The sequence below is a fragment of the Gordonia caeni genome (assembly GCF_039537105.1).
In the GTDB taxonomy this organism is placed as follows: Bacteria; Actinomycetota; Actinomycetes; order Mycobacteriales; family Mycobacteriaceae; genus Gordonia; species Gordonia caeni.
In genome coordinates, this window is record NZ_BAAAZW010000001.1 from 144688 (window position 1) to 161012 (window position 16325).

General features: G+C 70.6%; 6 protein-coding genes. 2 read left to right on the top strand and 4 right to left on the bottom strand.

The window, feature by feature from the left end:
• The first annotated feature begins 37 nt into the window (after positions 1–37).
• Both ABD732_RS00745 and ABD732_RS00750 read left to right on the top strand, forming a co-directional pair.
• On the top strand, positions 38–3388 hold the full coding sequence (locus ABD732_RS00745) for an arabinosyltransferase domain-containing protein (RefSeq protein ID WP_344779575.1): 3351 nt from the start codon (positions 38–40) through the stop codon (positions 3386–3388).
• Positions 3385–6738: an arabinosyltransferase domain-containing protein gene (locus ABD732_RS00750; RefSeq protein WP_344779577.1), complete on the top strand. Its 3354-nt coding sequence runs from the start codon at positions 3385–3387 to the stop codon at positions 6736–6738. Before ABD732_RS00745 ends, ABD732_RS00750 begins: the two co-directional genes overlap by 4 nt.
• A gap of 16 nt (positions 6739–6754) precedes the next feature.
• Here the strand turns inward: ABD732_RS00750 and ABD732_RS00755 are convergent, their stop codons facing one another.
• The 4 genes from ABD732_RS00755 to fadD32 form a co-directional block, all read right to left on the bottom strand.
• Positions 6755–7219, bottom strand: coding sequence for a DUF2231 domain-containing protein (locus ABD732_RS00755; protein ID WP_344779579.1), 465 nt, complete (start codon positions 7217–7219; stop codon positions 6755–6757).
• Between the two features lie 93 nt (positions 7220–7312).
• The gene (locus tag ABD732_RS00760; protein WP_344779581.1) at positions 7313–8869 is read right to left on the bottom strand and encodes an acyl-CoA carboxylase subunit beta; all 1557 of its coding nucleotides are present in this window, start codon (positions 8867–8869) and stop codon (positions 7313–7315) included.
• Entirely contained in the window at positions 8866–14265 is a 5400-nt protein-coding gene (pks13, locus tag ABD732_RS00765) for a polyketide synthase Pks13 (protein ID WP_344779583.1), read from the bottom strand. The genes ABD732_RS00760 and pks13 overlap by 4 nt, the downstream gene beginning before the upstream one ends.
• Before the next feature lie 97 nt (positions 14266–14362).
• On the bottom strand, positions 14363–16267 hold the full coding sequence (fadD32, locus tag ABD732_RS00770) for a long-chain-fatty-acid--AMP ligase FadD32 (RefSeq protein WP_344779585.1): 1905 nt from the start codon (positions 16265–16267) through the stop codon (positions 14363–14365).
• Between the last annotated feature and the right edge of the window lie 58 nt (positions 16268–16325).

Sequence of the window (16325 nt, forward strand, 5' to 3'; positions counted from 1 at the left end):
GGGACCTCCTCAGCATGTTGGACTAACCTCAGAGACCGTGCCTGTGCCGACAACTGACACCGAAGACACCGAGCGTCCCCGGCGATCGGCCCCCTTGTCGGCACCGCAGGCGCGGCTGCTCGCCGCGGTGGCCGGTGTCGTCGCCGTCGTCGCCGCCCTGGCCGTCCCGTTCCTGCCCGTCTCCACCACCGAGGCGACCATCACCTGGCCGCAGGGGCAGCAGCTGAGCGCCGACGATCCGTCGATCATCGCGCCGCTGATCGCCCAGACCCCGCAGGGCCTGGACATCTCGATCCCGTGTGCCCCGCTGGCCGCGGCCGCCCGCGAGGACGGGACGCTGCTGGCGACCATGCCGCCCGGTGCCAACCGGCTGGCCAACAACGCCCTGGTGGTCTCGGCCCGCGGCGACCGCGTGACGGTGCTGTCCCGTTCCAACACCGCCGCCAGTGCCACCCTCGAGGCCCTGTCGTCCGGCGAGTGCGAGCGCCTGCACATCTTCTCCTCCCCGGCCGAGACCGGCGCCCAGTTCGTGGGACTGGGCCCGAAGACCATCCTCGAACCGGATGCCCGGCCGCAGGTGGACGGCCTGTTCACCGCGCTGTCGACCGACCAGGTGCAGACGCTGCAGGACGCGGGCATGCGCGCGACCATCACCGTCGACAACCGCTACGAGTCCAGCGCCTCGGTGCTGAAGATCATCGTGATGGTGATCGCCGTGATCGCGACGCTGGTGGCGCTGTTCGCGCTGTTCTGCCTGGACCGGCTGCGCGGCTACCGCGCGCCGCCGGGCGCCGGCCGCACGCGGGGGCTGACACTGTGGCTCCGTTCGCTGCGGCTGCGCACGACCGACGCCGTGGTGACCGCGGTCCTGCTGATCTGGCTGTTCTTGGGGGCCGGGGCTCCCGACGACGGCTACATCCTGAACATGGGCCGCACCGCCGACGCGGCCGGTTATCTGTCGAACTACTACCGCTACTACGGCATCGCCGAAGCCCCGTTCGACTGGTACTACAGCTTCCTGGCCCTCTGGGCCAAGGTGTCCCCGGCCATCGTCTGGATGCACGTGCCCGCGCTGATCGCCGGGCTGGTGTCCTGGTACCTGCTCAGCCGGGTGGTGCTCCCCAGCCTGGGCCGTGCCGTCACGCCGACCGGCTGGCCCGGCTGGGCCGCCGCCTCGGTCTTCCTCGCCTTCTGGCTCCCGTTCTGCTCGGGTCTGCGCACCGAGGGCATCATCGTCCTCGGCTCGCTGCTGACCTGGTGGGCGGCCGAGCGGGCCATCGGCACCCGGCAGCTGCTGCCCGCCGCGCTGGCCGCCACCGGTGCCGCCTTCACTCTCGCCCTGGCCCCGCAGGGCGTGATCGGGCTGGCGATCCTGCTGGTCTGCGCCCGTCAGCTGCTGCGAATCCTGGTGAAGCGCCGCCGCGAGGACCCGCTGTCGGCGCTGCTCGCGCCGATCGGGGCGGCCGCCCTGGTGGTGCTGGTGGTGGTCTTCCGCGACCAGACGCTGATGACGACGCTGGAGGCGATGCGGGTCCGCTACGTGACCGGCCCGATCATCCCGTGGAGCCAGGAGTTCCTGCGCTACTACTTCCTCTCGGTCACCACCCCCGACGGCTCCATCGCCCGCCGCATCCCGGTGCTGCTGCTGTACGCCGGCGCCATCGTGACCGCTGCGGTCCTGCTGCGGCGCGGCAAGATCGACGGCGTGCACGCCCGGCGGGCCTGGCGGCTGGTGGGCGCCTTCGCGGTGACCCTGATCCTGTTCTTCTTCGTCCCCGTCAAATGGACCATCCAGTTCGGCGTCTTCGCCGGCCTCGGTGCGGCCCTGGCCGCCACCGGCACGCTGGCCGTGGCCCAGAGCGCGGCGCGCTCGAGCCGCAACCTGACGGTGTTCGTCGCCGGACTGCTCTTCGGCCTGGCCGCGGTGGCGGCCGGCTACAACTCGTGGCCGTACGTCTCCCGCTACGACATCTCCTGGTTCGACCAGGCACCGTCGCTGGCGGGCCAGCAGGTGTCGTCGATGCTGCTGGTGCTCGCAGTGATCGCGGTGGCCGTGGCCCTGTGGCAGACCCTGCGCCTGGACTACGTGGCCAACAAGGGCATGGCGCATCACGGTGCCGGACAACCCGACTCGGTCGCCGACCGGCGCCGGATGGCCGTGGCCTCCTCCCCGATCACGGTGATCGCGGCCGTCATGGTGCTGGCGACGCTCGCGTTGTTCGCCAAGTCCGCGGTGACGCGCGGCGACGCGATGACGACGCTCAGTCACAACGTGCATGCGGTGAGCGGCGACTCCTGCGGCATGGCCGATCAGGTGCTCGCCGAACCGGACCCCAACGCCAACCTGCTGACGCCGGCCGACGGTCGAACGCAGTCGGCGGCCCTCGCCGGCACCGGCGGTGTCGGCTTCACCCCGGACGGGGTGGCCGGCGACCTGTCTCCCGAGCCCATCACGTCGCGACCGGGTCAGATGCACGTCTCCGGGTCCACCTCCCGGCCGTTCTCCACCGTGGGCACCCTGGGCGCCGGCACCACCGGCGGCCAGGGACCGAGGACGGTGAACGGTTCCACTGTCGCGCTGCCGTTCGGCCTGGACCCGGCCACCACGCCGGTGCTGGGCAGCTTCGGTTACCCGGGCAACGCGCACCTGACCACCGACTGGTACCGGCTGCCCGACCGCGCCGACTCACCGTTGCTGGTCTTCGCGACGGCGGGTGCGGTCACCTCGGTGGACGCCAACGGTGTCACCGTCCCCGGCCAGTCGCTGGTGGTGCAGTTCGGTGAAACCGGCGCGGACGGCGAGTTCGTGCAGGTGGGACGCGATGTGCTGCCGATCGATCCGGGCCCCCGGATCGCCAACCGCCCGTGGCGCAACCTGCGCGTGCCGATGGACGCCGCCCCGGCGAACGCCACCGCGATGCGCCTGGTGATCGACGACACCAACCTCGGCGCCATGCAGTTCATCGGCATCACACCCCCGCGGGCGCCGAAGCTGGTGACCCTGCAGGATCTGGTGGGTTCGACGGACCCGACGCTGATCGACTTCCCGGTGGCCGCCTACTTCCCGTGCCAGCGGCCGATGACCTTCACGCACGGCGTCGCGCAGGTGCCGCAGTGGCGGATCCTGCCCGACTACGTGACCATGAACATGCAGTCCAAGACCTGGATGGCGGCCAACGCCGGCGGCCTGCTGTCGGTCAGCGAGTCGACCACCAAGTCCGTGGTGGTGCCCACCTACCTCGACCATGACTGGCATCAGGACTGGGGCACGCTGGAGAAGCTGACCCCGCTCGCCCCGGACGCCGCCACCGCCGCCGTAACGACGCAGCAGGTGACGCGCTCGGGCCTGTCCCGCGCCGGATCGATCCGCCTGGAGCCCGCCAAATGACCGATGAGACCACCACCGGCGCCGGCAAGCCTCCGGCGGAACCGACCGCGGACACGTCCCGCAGCCGTTGGGCGTTCCTGACCGCCGACGACTACCGCGTCACCAAACTGGTGGCGGTGGTGGCCGGCCTGATCGGTCTGCTGCTGGCGCTTGCGACCCCTCTGCTGCCGGTGCAGCAGCGCAGCGCGGCCCTGCAGTGGCCGCAGGGCGGCACCATCAGCGATGTGACGGCGCCCCTGGTGGCCTTCGTCCCCACCGACATGACGGTCACCGTGCCGTGTTCGCTGGCCGACGAGCTCCCGTCGTCCGGCGGCGTGCTGCTCTCGACCATCCCGTCTGCCGGAAAGCAGGCCGGCGCGCGCGGCCTGTTCGTCAAGGCCGACGACTCCCGGATCAACATGACCGTGCGCGACGTCCTGCTCCTGAGCGTGGATCGGCAAGCGGCACAGTCGAATCCGAACTGCGCCTTCGAGCTGAACGGCGGCGCCGACGGCGTGACCGCACAGGTCACCGGAATGGACGGTGAGGGCACCGGCTACTCCACCGGCGACCCGGACATGCGGCCGCAGATCGTCGGGCTGTTCTCCGACCTTCCTGCCGACGTCCCGCGGGAGGGGTTGTCGGTGCATGCGGACATCGACACCCGCTACGTCAACGACCCCACCACCTTGAAGCTCGCCGCGGTGATCGTGGGCGTCGTGATGACGCTGCTGTCGCTGATCGCTCTCGGCATCCTCGATGCGCGTGACGGCCGCGGCCACAAGCGTTTCCTGCCGCGCGGCTGGTTCACCATCCGGCCGCCCGACGTGGTGGTCTTCGCCGTGCTCGCGGTGTGGTGGCTGATGGGCGGCAACACCTCCGACGACGGCTACAACATCACGGTCTCGCGGATCACCGCCGAAGCCGGTTACGCCGACAACTACTTCCGCTATTTCGGTGTGCCACAAGACCCGTTCGGCTGGCCCTATCAGGTGCTGTCGTGGATGACGCAGGTCTCGGTCGCGACACCGTGGTTGCGGCTGCCGGCCTTCCTGCTCGGCCTGCTCGGCTGGTGGCTGCTCAGCCGCGAGGTGCTCCCGCGCCTGGGTCGGGCGGTGCGCACCAACCAGGCGGCGATCTGGTCGTGCGCCCTGGTGTTCCTGGCCATCTGGCTGCCCTACAACAACGGCATCCGGTTCGAGCCGCTCGAAGCCGTCGGCGCCCTGCTGACCTGGTGCGCGGTGGAACGGGCGATCGCCACCCGCCGGCTGCTGCCCTACGCGGTGGCCGCGATCATCGGCGCGCTGACCCTCGCCGTGGCCCCCGGCGGCCTGATGGCCGTCGCCGCCCTGCTGGCCGGCTTGCGTCCGGTGGTGCGCACCATCGTCTCCCGGCGCCGGCGCGACGGGCTGGGCCCGCTGCTGCTGCCGGTACTCGCCGCGGGCACCTCGGTGCTGTTCATGATCTTCTACTGGCAGCCGCTGATGCCGCTGCTCGAGGGCAGTTCGGTGGCCAGCGACGTCGGCCCCACCCTGGAGTGGTGGCAGGAGCCGGTCCGGTACTACTACCTGATCCTGCAGACCGGTGACGGCACCTTCTCCCGCCGCTTCGGCATCCTGGTGATGTTCCTGTGCCTGCTGATCGCGATCTTCCGCCTGCTGTCCAAGAGCCGCCTCAACGGCGTGGCCCGGGCACCGATCTGGCGCCTGATCGCGGTGATGCTCGGCACCATGTTCTTCATCTCGTTCACTCCCACCAAGTGGACTCACCACCTGGGCATCTACGCCTGCATCGGTGCCGCGATCGTCGGGGCCACGGCCGCCATGATGTCGCCGGCCCTGCTGCGCTCGCGCAGCAACCGCGCCTTCTTCACCTCGGCCGTGCTCCTGGTGACCGCGGTGGCCGCGACCGGCACCAACATGTGGTGGTACGTCGGCAGTTACGGCATCCCGTGGTGGGACCGGCCCATCGCGATCGCGGGCGTCAAACTCGGCTGGGCGGTCCTGGGCCTGTCGATCCTCGCCGCGCTCTTCGGGCTCTGGTACTACTTCCGCAACGACTACGTCGACGAGGACAAACGCACCGGGTACACCCGGACCGGCCTCAACCGGTTCAAGGTGTCGCCGCTGCCGGTGATCGCCGCCCTGGTGATCGTGTTCATGCTCGGCTCCTTCGCCAAGGCCGCGTGGGTGCAGCGTGACAGCTGGTCGTGGGTCAAATCGAATGTGCGCGCCCTGACCGGCGACGAATGCGCGCTGGCCAACGACGTCCTGGTGGAGAGCGACCCGAACGCCTCGATCCTGCGTCCGGCCGCGGTGGACGGGCGCCCGGCGCCGGCGCCGCGGGCCGCCCTGGCCGGGGAGAACGTCGGCTTCACCGAGGACGGGGTCGCCTCCACCGCGCTGATCGATCCGCTGGAACGCAAGACCAGCGGCAGCTCCACCGACGACGACGAGGACAGCCCGCAGACGTCGCTGCCGACCACCGAGGACGCCAGCGGCGAAGAGGTGGAGGAGATCGACTCCCCCGTCTCCGATTCGGCCTCGGGGGTCCGGCTCCCGTACGGGCTGAATCCGGCCACGACGCCGGTCCTGGGCAGCAGCGGGGCCACCGGCGCCGCTTCGGTGACCACCGACTGGTATCAGTTGCCGTTCGCCGCCGGCGAGGCGCCCGAGTCGTCGCCGTTGCTCGCGGTGGCCGCCGCCGGCTCCATCGAGGCCGTCAACGGTCTGGGAGCGGTGACGCCGGGCCGCAAACTGGTGGCCGAGTACGCCCGGATCGGCGCCGACGGCCGCGCTGTTCCGGTGGGGGCACCGCAGATCCCGATCGACGCGATCGAGACCAACGCCGAGTGGCGGACGCTGCGCTTCCCGCTCGATCAGGCGCCCCCCGGCGCCACCCTGGTGCGGCTGCAGGTGGTCGACGAGGCCGCGGCGTCCGCCGAATGGGTGGCGTTCACGCCGCCGCGGGTGCCGTCGCTGCGCACGCTGAACGACGTCGTCGGCCGCACCGACCCGGTGCTGATCGACTGGCTGCCCGGCCTGGTGTTCCCCTGCCAGCGGCCGATCGCGGTGCGCAACGGGGTGCTGGAGCTGCCGGACTGGCGAATCATGCCGGACGCGGATGCGACGCAGAAGAACAGCCAGACCTGGATGGCCGGCAAGTCGGGCGGACCGCTCGGCATCACCGACGCCCTACTGGCGAACACCCTGGTGCCCACGTATCTGCGGAACAACTGGGGTCGCGACTGGGGCGGCCTGCAGCGGTTCACGCCGCTGGTGCCGGACGCCACGCCCGCCGAACTGGAGCTGGGCTACCGCACCGTGAACGGACTCTCGAGCCCGGCCCCGATGCGGTCCGCCGGCTACTGAGCCGCGGGCCCGGCGGTCAGGTCCACACGGCCCGGGCGCCGGAGTCCCCGGCCAGGATCACCAGCCAGATCGAGGCGACGGCGGCGGCGATCACGGCGGCGGCCACCGCGCGCCGGATCCAGGTCAGCGCATGGTCGCTGAGCGGGAGGCGGTCGTAAACGGCGGGCCGGTCGAGCAGCCACTGCAGGGCCAGCACCCCGAACAGCGGCCCGACGGCCAGGATCACCTGATCGCCCAGCTCGGTGTGGCGCTGCGCGAACGGCGGGCTGCCCATCGACTCGAACAGGGCTTCGCCCGCGGTGGTGGCGATCGGCACCGAGATCAGCGTGATCAAGCCGAGCAACGGGGGAAACCAGCCGAGGTGGGCGCGCGCCCGCGGCCAGAGCGTGACGACGATGCCGACCAGCGCGGCGACGGGAACGGCCACCACCACGAAGTGCACCACCAGCGGGTGCAGCGGCAGCCCGGCGAACGTCTCCATGGCGAGATGGTAGTGCCGCCGGTGGGCACGGCGCATGGACTTCGGATCTGCGCACTCGGCCGAGTGCGCAGATCCGAAGTCAGTGTGCCGGTGTCAGATGGGCATCAGGTAGTGCTTGCGCGGGGCCCGGAGCACCCGCTTGTCCCGCAGCTGGGCCAGCGCCTTGCGGAGCTGGAGCCGGGTCTCCGACGGCTCGATCACGGCGTCGATGTAGCCGCGTTCGGCCGCGAGGTACGGGGTGGCCATCATCGCGTTGTAGAAGTCGATGAAGTCCTGGCGGACCTTGTCGGCGTCGTGCGCCGAGAGCCCCTCGGTCTGGTGGCGGGTGAGGATCACCGAGGCCGACTCGGCGCCCATCACTGCGATCTTGGCCGACGGCCACGCGAAGTTGATGTCGGCCCCGAGCTGCTTGCAGCCCATCACCGCGTAGGCGCCGCCGTAGGCCTTGCGCAGCACCACGGTGATCTTGGGGACGTCGGCTTCGACGTACGCGTACAGGAACTTGCCGGAGCGGCGGATGGTGCCCTTGGACTCCTCGATGACGCCCGGGAGGATGCCCGGGGTGTCGACCAGGAAGACCAGCGGGATGTTGAAGGCGTTGCAGATCCGGACGAACCGGGTGGCCTTCTCCGAGGCGTCGGTGTCCAGGGTCCCGGCCATCACCGACGGTTGATTGGCGACGATGCCGACACTGTGACCGTCGACCCGCGCGAAACCGGTGATCAGGTTGGGCGCGAAGATCTCGGCCACCTCGTGGAAGGCGCCGTCGTCGAACAGCTTCACGATCAGATCGTGCATGTCGTAGCCGGCGTTGTCGTTGTCCGGCATGAACTCGTTGAGCTCCAGGTCGGACTCGGTGATCTCCGGCTCGAGGCCCGGATTGATCACCGGCGGCGTCTCGTGACAGCTCGACGGCATGTACTGCAGGTACTCCCGCACCCAGTCGAAGGCGGCCTTCTCGTCCGGCGCGACGTGGTGAATGTTGCCCCAGCGCGCCTGATTGTGGGCGCTGCCCAGGTCTTCGGCCGAGACCTCTTCGCCGTTGACGGCCTTGAGGATGTCCGGCCCGGTGACGAACATGTAGCTCTTGTCCTCGACGCCGACCAGGATGTCGGTGTTCGCCGGGGTGTACACGGCGCCGCCGGCACACTTGCCGAGGATCACCGAGACCTGCGGGGACAGCCCGGACAGCAGGTCGTTGCGGCGCCCCATCTCGGCGTACCAGGCCAGCGACGTGACGGCGTCCTGGATGCGGGCACCGGCCGAGTCGTTGATGCCGACCATCGGGCAGCCCAGCTTGCCGGCCCACTCCATCAGCGCCGACACCTTGCGGCCGAACATCTCACCGACGGTGCCGCCCAGGACGGTCTGGTCGTGGCTGAACGCGGCGACCGGCCTGCCGTGGACCAGGCCGTGCCCGGTCACCACCCCGTCGCCGTAGCCGGTGTCCGCGGCGCCCGGCATCTTGGCCAGCGCGCCGACCTCGACGAAGGTTCCGGGATCGAACAACATCTCCAGGCGCTCACGCGGCGAACAGATGCCCTTGGCCGCGCGCTTGGCGACGGCCTTCTCACCGCCGGGCTCGCGCGCCAGCTCCAGCTTCTCGCGGAGATCGTCGAGCTTGCCGGCAGTGGTGTTGTCCGTGGTCACCCTCGGGTCTCCTTCTGATTCGGGCCGGTCTGGTCCAGTTCCGCGATGCGCCGGGTCAGGTCGGCACCGACCTTGGCGACGTACGGCTCGTCGACGATCGACAGGTGGTCGCCGCCGATGTGGACGATCTCCAGATCGTCGACCACCTCGCCCCAGCGCCCGTCGGGGTCGATCTCGGCCCACTGCGGTTCCAGCTCGATGGCGCCGTCGTGCATCTTGTCGGCACGGTAGAGCACCACCTTGCCCTCGTACGGCGTGGGCGAGATGTCGCTGAGCGCCCGGTTGTCCAGGAAGGACGTCCGCTGGTGCTCGATGATGCCGCCCGGGATCTTGGTGCCCGACATCTGCATCATCTCCATGATGATGGCGAACTGCTCGTCGTCGTCGGCCTCGACCAGACGGTCCATCGGGATCGGGATGTCGTCGTCCAGACCGTAGGTCTTGACCGCGAAGTCCTTCCACCGCTCCAGCCGGGCCCGCTTGGTCTCGGGAGTCTCCTCCACGTCCTTGCTGGGGCGCACCACGTCGATCAGGCCCACGAAGGCGACCTCCTCGCCGGCTTCGCGCAGCTGCTGCGCGGCACCGTAGGCCAGGGCGCCGCCGAGCGACCAGCCGACCAGGACGTACGGGCCGTGCGGCTGGACCTCGCGAAGCTTGGGCAGGTACTCCCTGACGCGCTCGGCGATGGTGCCCTCGACGCGGTCGAAGCCGACCACCGGCTGGTCCTCGGGCAGGCGCTTGAGCAGCGCCTCGTAGGCGGAGGTGTTGCCGCCGGCCGGGTGGAACACCAGCACCGGCATCGGGTCGCCCGCCGTGGTGTCGAAGGCGTGCAGGCGGCCGCCGCCCGGCGCCTCGGGGACGCGCAGGTACCGGACGAAGCCGTCGATGTCGGCCGCCGACTCCATGTGCCGGCGGACGTAGTCGCTCATCTCTTCGATGGTCTCCGAGTCCAGGATGTCCTCGACGTCGATGGCGCCGCCGGTGCGCTCGTTGAGCCGCTCGGTCAGCTTCTCGGCCGTCTCCTCGTCGAGCACCGGCAGCTTGTTGAAGATGCCGCCGGCGGAGGTGCCGGTCACCACGGCGTAGGCGCCGAAGGTGAGGCGCTCGGCCGCGTCCCGCGGGGGCACATCGGCGCCCGCCGCGGCCGAGACCTGCGCCTGATCGGTGAGGTCGGCGGCCTCGGTGGCCTGCGCAGGCGCCGCGGTCTCGACGGGGGCGGCAGGCTCCTGCGTCTCGGCGGGCCCCTGCGTCTCGGCGGGCTGCACGGGCTCGGCGGACTGCTCGGCCGCGGGCGCGGCGACGTCCTCGCCGGCCGCCTTGCGAGCGTTGGCCTCGTCGATCAGCGCGCTGAGGGCGGCGGTGTCGAGCTCCTGGCCGTCGTGTCCCTCGGCGAGCAGGCCCACCTGGTCGCGGTTCTCCACGGCGAAGGTGACGAACTTGGTCACATCGGACAGATTCGCCTGGCGCATGGCCTGCAGCTGCAGCTGCGGGATGTCGAACTCGTACTCGACGCGGTTCTTGATGCGCACCGCCATCAGGGAGTCCAGCCCCAGCTCGATCAGCGGGATCTCCCGCGGCAGGTCGTCGGGGTCGTAGCCCATCGACTCGCCGACGATCAGCGCCAGACGCTGCTCCACGGTCTCGCCGGAGTCCGGTTCCCACTTGTTGCCGATGTCGTCGACCACCTCGTCGTCGATCACCAGACGCTCGTCGACGAAGCCGCTGCTGCGGGCCGCCTCGCCGGGGCCCGGGTCGCCCGGCGCCCCGGGCGCGGGTGCGGGCGGTGCGACCGCGGCGGTGCGGGCGGCGGCGGTACCGGTGACGGCCGCCTCGAACAGCAGCGCGTGCCCGTGGTCGGCGTCGGCGTACACCGCGATCGCCCCGCCACCGGGATGGCGGGTGTAGACGGTGGTCACCGTGCCGTCCTCCGGGAGGGCGGCGATCGTCTCGGCCGCCGTGACGGACGGCGAGTCCAGGATCTGGCGTGCGGCGGCCAGCACCAGTTCGCGCGGATCGGTCACCGCGCTCACGGCCACCTCCCAGGCGTGGCGGCCGTCGGGCAGCTGGACGTGCGCACCCGGCACGCCGGCGGGGCCGGCGGCGCCGCCGATGGAGGCGGTGAGCCAGTACGGCTTGCGCTCGAAGCGGGTCCGCGGGACGTCCGCGTAAGGCAGGTCCTGGCCGGTGCCGAACAGCGCACCGACGTCGACGGGGTGCCCGTGCACCCACAGCTTCACCAGCGCCGTCATCAGGCCGGCGTTCTCGTCTTCCTTGCGGCGCAGCGTCTCGATCAGCTCGGCGTTGTGAATGCCCGAACCGAAGGCCGCCGCGGCCACCGAGATCAGCACCGCCGGGTTGGGCGACAGCTCGATGAAGGTGCGGTGTCCGTTCTCCACGGCCTTGGCGATCGCCTGCGCGAACCAGACGCTGTGCCGAAGCCCCTTGGTGAAGTACTCGATGGTGTGCACCGGCTCGGCGCCGGGCCGGTAGAACACCTCGCGGTCGACCGAGCTGTAGAAGCCGACGGTGGGGCGCAGGGCCTCGATGCCGGTCAGCTCGTAGGCCAGCTCGCCGAGCAGCGGATCCATCTGCGAAGTGTGGCTGGCGCCCTTGGTCTGCAGTTTGCGGCCGAGCTTGCCTTCGCTCTCGGCACGCTCGACGATCGCGTCCACCTGCGACTCCGGGCCGCCGATGACGGTGTGGGTGGGGGCGGCGTAGACGCAGATCTCCAGGTCGGGGAAGTCGGCCAGGACACCGTTGATGTCGTCGGCGCTGTACTCCACCAGGGCCATCAGCCGGATGTCGTCGCCGACCAGCATCGACTCGCCCTCGCCCATCAGCCGCGACCGCTGGCAGATGACGCGGGTGGCGTCCTCCAGCGACAGGCCGCCGCTGATGTAGGCGGCCGAGGCCTCGCCCATCGAGTGCGGAACCAGCACGCCCGGCTGTGCGCCGAAGTGCTTCATGGTGTCGGCCAGGGCCACCTGGATGGTGTAAATGCCCACCTGGGAGGTCTCGATGCCGTAGGTCTGCGCGTCGTCGAGGAACATCTCGACGATCGAATAGCCCAGCTCGTTCTGGATGTACTCGTCCACGCGGTCCACGTACTTCGCGAAGACCGGGTTGTCGGTGTACAGCTGCTTGGCCATCTTGCGGTGCTGCGAACCGAACCCGCTCAGCAGCCACACCGCGGACGCGGCGTCCGGGGAGTCGGCGGTGAACACGTAGGGCAGCGCCTTGCCGTCGGCGACGGCCCGGACGCCCTTGAGCGCCTCGTCGTAGCTGCGGGCCATCACCACCGACCGCGTGCGGCCGTGGTTGCGGCGGGCCAGGGTGCGGCCGATCTCCACCAGCGAGGCGGTCCGGCCCTCCTCGGTCTCCAGCCAGTCGGCCAGCTCGGCGGCCGCCTTGCGCCGGCGCGACGGCACGAAACCGGAGATCACCAGGGGCACCGGGGCGCCCTGGACCGCGGCGGGGGCGAAGCCCTCGGCCGGATCGGCCTCGACGGTCTCGGCGGCCACCTCGGGTACGGCCGCCTGCGCGGCCAGCACGGCGCGCTCGGCCTCGGTCAGGTAGTCCTCGTCATCGTCGTCGTCGAACGCGTCGGCCGGCGCCGGCGCCTCGGCGACGGCCGGGGTCTCGGCGGCCGCGGCGGGCGCCAGATCCTCGGGCAGCACTTCGCGGACCACCACGTGCGCGTTGGTGCCGCCGAAACCGAAACCGGACAGGCCGGCGACGGCGTGCCCGGAGTAGCGCGGCCAGTCGGTGTTCTCCGCGGTCACCTTCAGGTTGGTGGCGTCGAACTGGATGTACGGATTGGGGCCGACGTAGTTGAGCGAGGCCGGGATCTGGTCGTGCTGCAGGGACAGCACCACCTTGGCCAGCGCTCCGGCGCCGGCGGCTGCTTCCATGTGGCCGTAGTTGGTCTTGGCCGAGCCCAGCAGCGCCGGGGCGTCCGGGGTGCGGCCGCGGCCCAGCACGCGGCCCAGCGCGTCGGCTTCGATCGGGTCGCCGAGGACCGTGCCGGTGCCGTGCGCCTCGATGTAGTCGACGGTGCGCGGATCGATCGCCGCATCGGTGTAGGCATCCCGCAGGACGTCCACCTGGGCTTCCGGGTTCGGCGCGAAGATGCCGTTGGAGCGGCCGTCGGAGTTGACCGCACTGCCGGCGATCACCGCGAGCACCTGGTCGCCGTCCGCGCGCGCATCCGAGAGGCGCTTGAGGACGAAGACGCCGCCGCCCTCGGCGCGGATCATGCCGTCGGCGTCGGACGAGAAGGCCTTGATGCGGCCGTCCTTCGCCTGCGCGCCGATGGTGTCGAAGCCCAGCGTGACCGCCGGGGTGATGATCATGTTGACGCCGCCGGCGATCGCGACGCCGGTCTCACCGCTGCGCAGGCTCCGCACGGCCTGGTGCACGGCCACCAGCGACGACGAGCACGCGGTGTCGATGGCGACCGACGGGCCGCGGAAGTCGAAGAAGTACGAGACGCGGTTGGCGACGATCGAGGTGGCGGTGCCGGTGAGCGCGTAGGCGGCGGTCTCGCTGGCGCCTTCGCCGAGCCCGAGCGTGGCCAGCATCTGATAGTCGTTGGTGGAGGTGCCCAGGAAGACGCCGACCGGGGCGCCCTTGAGGTCGCTGGCCGGCAGGTGCGCGTTCTCCAGCGCCTCCCAGGTGAGCTCCATGGCCAGGCGCTGTTGCGGGTCCACCATCTCGACCTCGCGCGGGCTCATCTGGAAGAAGTCGGCGTCGAAGCCGCGCACATCGTCCAGGTAGCCGCCGTGCACGTTGGCTTCGGCGATCACCTCGGCCAGCCGGGGATCGGCCCGGAACTCGGCCCAGCGGTCCTCGGGCAGATCGGTGATGCCGTCGACGCCGGTGATCAGCGCCTCCCACGTCGACTCCGGCGTCTCGCCGGCCTTCGGGAAACGGGTGGCCAGACCGACGATCGCAATGTCGTCGTCGCTGCTGCGCTCGCGCTCCCAGAAGCGGTCCGCGTCCACGTCCAGGCCCTCGTCGGGGTCGCCCTCGATGATGCGCTTGGCCAGCATCGCGATGGTCGGATGGTTGTAGGCCGCCGTGGCGGTCAGGATCACGCCGGTACGGTCCTCGACGTCGGCGGCCAGGGCCACCGCGTCACGCGAGGACAGCCCGAACTCCTCCATCGGGCGGTCGTCGGAGATCTGGTCGATCGGCAGGCCGGTGGTGGTCGACACCCACTCGCGCAGCCAGTCGCGCAGTTCCTCTACCGTCAGGCCGCCGGCGGTCTCGCCGTCGGTCCCGGGAGCGTCCGCCGCCCCGTCACCGGCCCCGGTCCGGGGCTCCTGGGTCTGGGTCTCCCCGGTCTGGGGCTCTTCGGTGGAAGCGCCGGTACCGGTGTTTTCAGTGTCAGACATCGCCTACAGCCTACTGATCGTCTTCACGTACGGTGGTGCGCCTCAAGCCCGGTATGTCCTGGACATACCGGGCCGTCGGCGCGGAGGTCATCGGTGCTTATTCGCCGGCATCCGGGAAGGCCGTCTGCTGATAGCCGCCCCGGAGGGTGCCGTCGATGTATGCGGCCTTGGTGGCGCGCCGGGCGATCTTGCCGCTCGAGGTCCGCGGAATGGAGCCCGCGGGCACCAGGAGCAGGTCGCGCACCATGACGCCGTGCCGGCCGGCGATCGCCGCGCGCACGGCGTCGGCGATCTCGTTCGGATCGGCCTTGCGGCCCGGACCCCGCTCGGCGACGATCACGAGCTGCTCGGAGGCATCCTCGGCGTCGAAGGTGAGACCGGAGAAACCGCCCTCGAAGACCTCGGCGGGCAGCTGGTTGGCCGGCACCGCGAAGGCGGCGACGAAGCCCGGCCGCAGATTGGGGCTGGCCTCCTGCGCGCTGTACTCCAGGTCCTGCGGGTAGTGGTTGCGGCCGTCGACGATCACCAGGTCCTTGACGCGGCCGGTGATGTAGAGCTCGCCGTCGTAGATGACGCCGTAGTCGCCGGTGCGCATCCACCGCGCGTCGGCCGGGGCGCCCGCGGAGTGGCTGCCCTCGGCCAGCGGGTGCTCGATCACGTTGTGGAAGGTCTCCTCGGTCTCGGAGTCCTTGTTCCAGTAGCCCTTGCCGATGTTGAGACCGTGCAGCCAGATCTCGCCGACGCGGCCGTCGGGCATCTCGGTGGCGGTGTCCGAGTCGACGATGCAGGCCCACTGGCTCAGGGCGACCTGGCCGCAGGACACCTGCGCGATGGCGCCTTCGGCGTCCTCGGACACCGGCACGAACTCGCCGGCGTTCAGCTTCTCGCGGTCGACGTAGCTGATCAGGGCCTCGTTGTCGCGCTGGGTGGCGGAGACGAAGAGGGTGGCCTCGGCCATGCCGTAGCAGGGTTTGATCGCCTTCGGCGACAGTCCGTAGGGCTCGAAGGCCTCGTTGAACTTGCGCATCGAGCTGACGGTGACCGGCTCGGAGCCGTTGATCAGGCCGATCACGTTCGACAGGTCCAGTTCCTCACCGTCACGCGGCAGGCCGCGGACCGCGGCGTGCTCGTAGGCGAAGTTCGGGGCGGCCGCGTAGGTGGGCGCCCGATCGTCGGCGGCGGCCAGCTCGCGGATCCAGCGGCCCGGCCGGCGGACGAACGCGGCCGGACTCATGATGGTGATGTACTTGCCGCCGAGCGCCGGCAGGATCACCGTCAACAGACCCATGTCGTGGAACATCGGCAGCCAGGTGACGCCGCGCGAGTTGCGGTCGATCTCGATGCAGTCGTAGATCTGCAGGCAGTTGGCGGCGACGGCCTCGTAGGTGATCTCGACGCCGGCCGGCACGCGGGTGGAACCGGAGGTGTACTGCAGGTAGGCGACGGTGTCGCGGTTGTGGTCCTTGCCGGCCACCGGGGCCACCCAGGTGGAACCGACCGAGTCCGGGACGGCGTCGACGGCGATGACGCGCGGACGCTCCTTGGCCGGGCGGTCGGAGAAGAAGTCGCGGACCGCCTCGGCCGACTTGGTGGAGGTGAGGATCGCGGTGGGGCGGCAGTCGGCCAGCACCGCGTGCAGCCGGTCGGTGTGACCGGGCTCGTCCGGGCTGAACAGCGGCACGGCGATGTTGCTGGCGTACAGGGCGGCGAAGAAGCCGATCACGTACTCGAGGGACTGCGGCGCGAGGATCGCGACGCGGTCGCCGGGCTTGGTCACCTGCTGGAGGCGGGCGGCCACGGCGCGGAGCCGCTTGCCGAACTGCGCCCAAGTGAGGTCCTGTGCCTCGCCGTCGCGTTCCCGGCTGTAGTCGATGAACCGGTAGGCCAGGGTGTCGGCCTGATCGCGGACGTTGCGTTCGACATAGTCGACGAGGGTGGCGTCCTCGGTGAACCGCAGGTTCCCGTCCTCGTCGAGAAACTCCTCGAACTCGGTCTTCAGCATTCCAAACTCCTGTGCCGCACACGCGGCTTCGTCTCAGTCACACTGTCGGCGCTCTGAC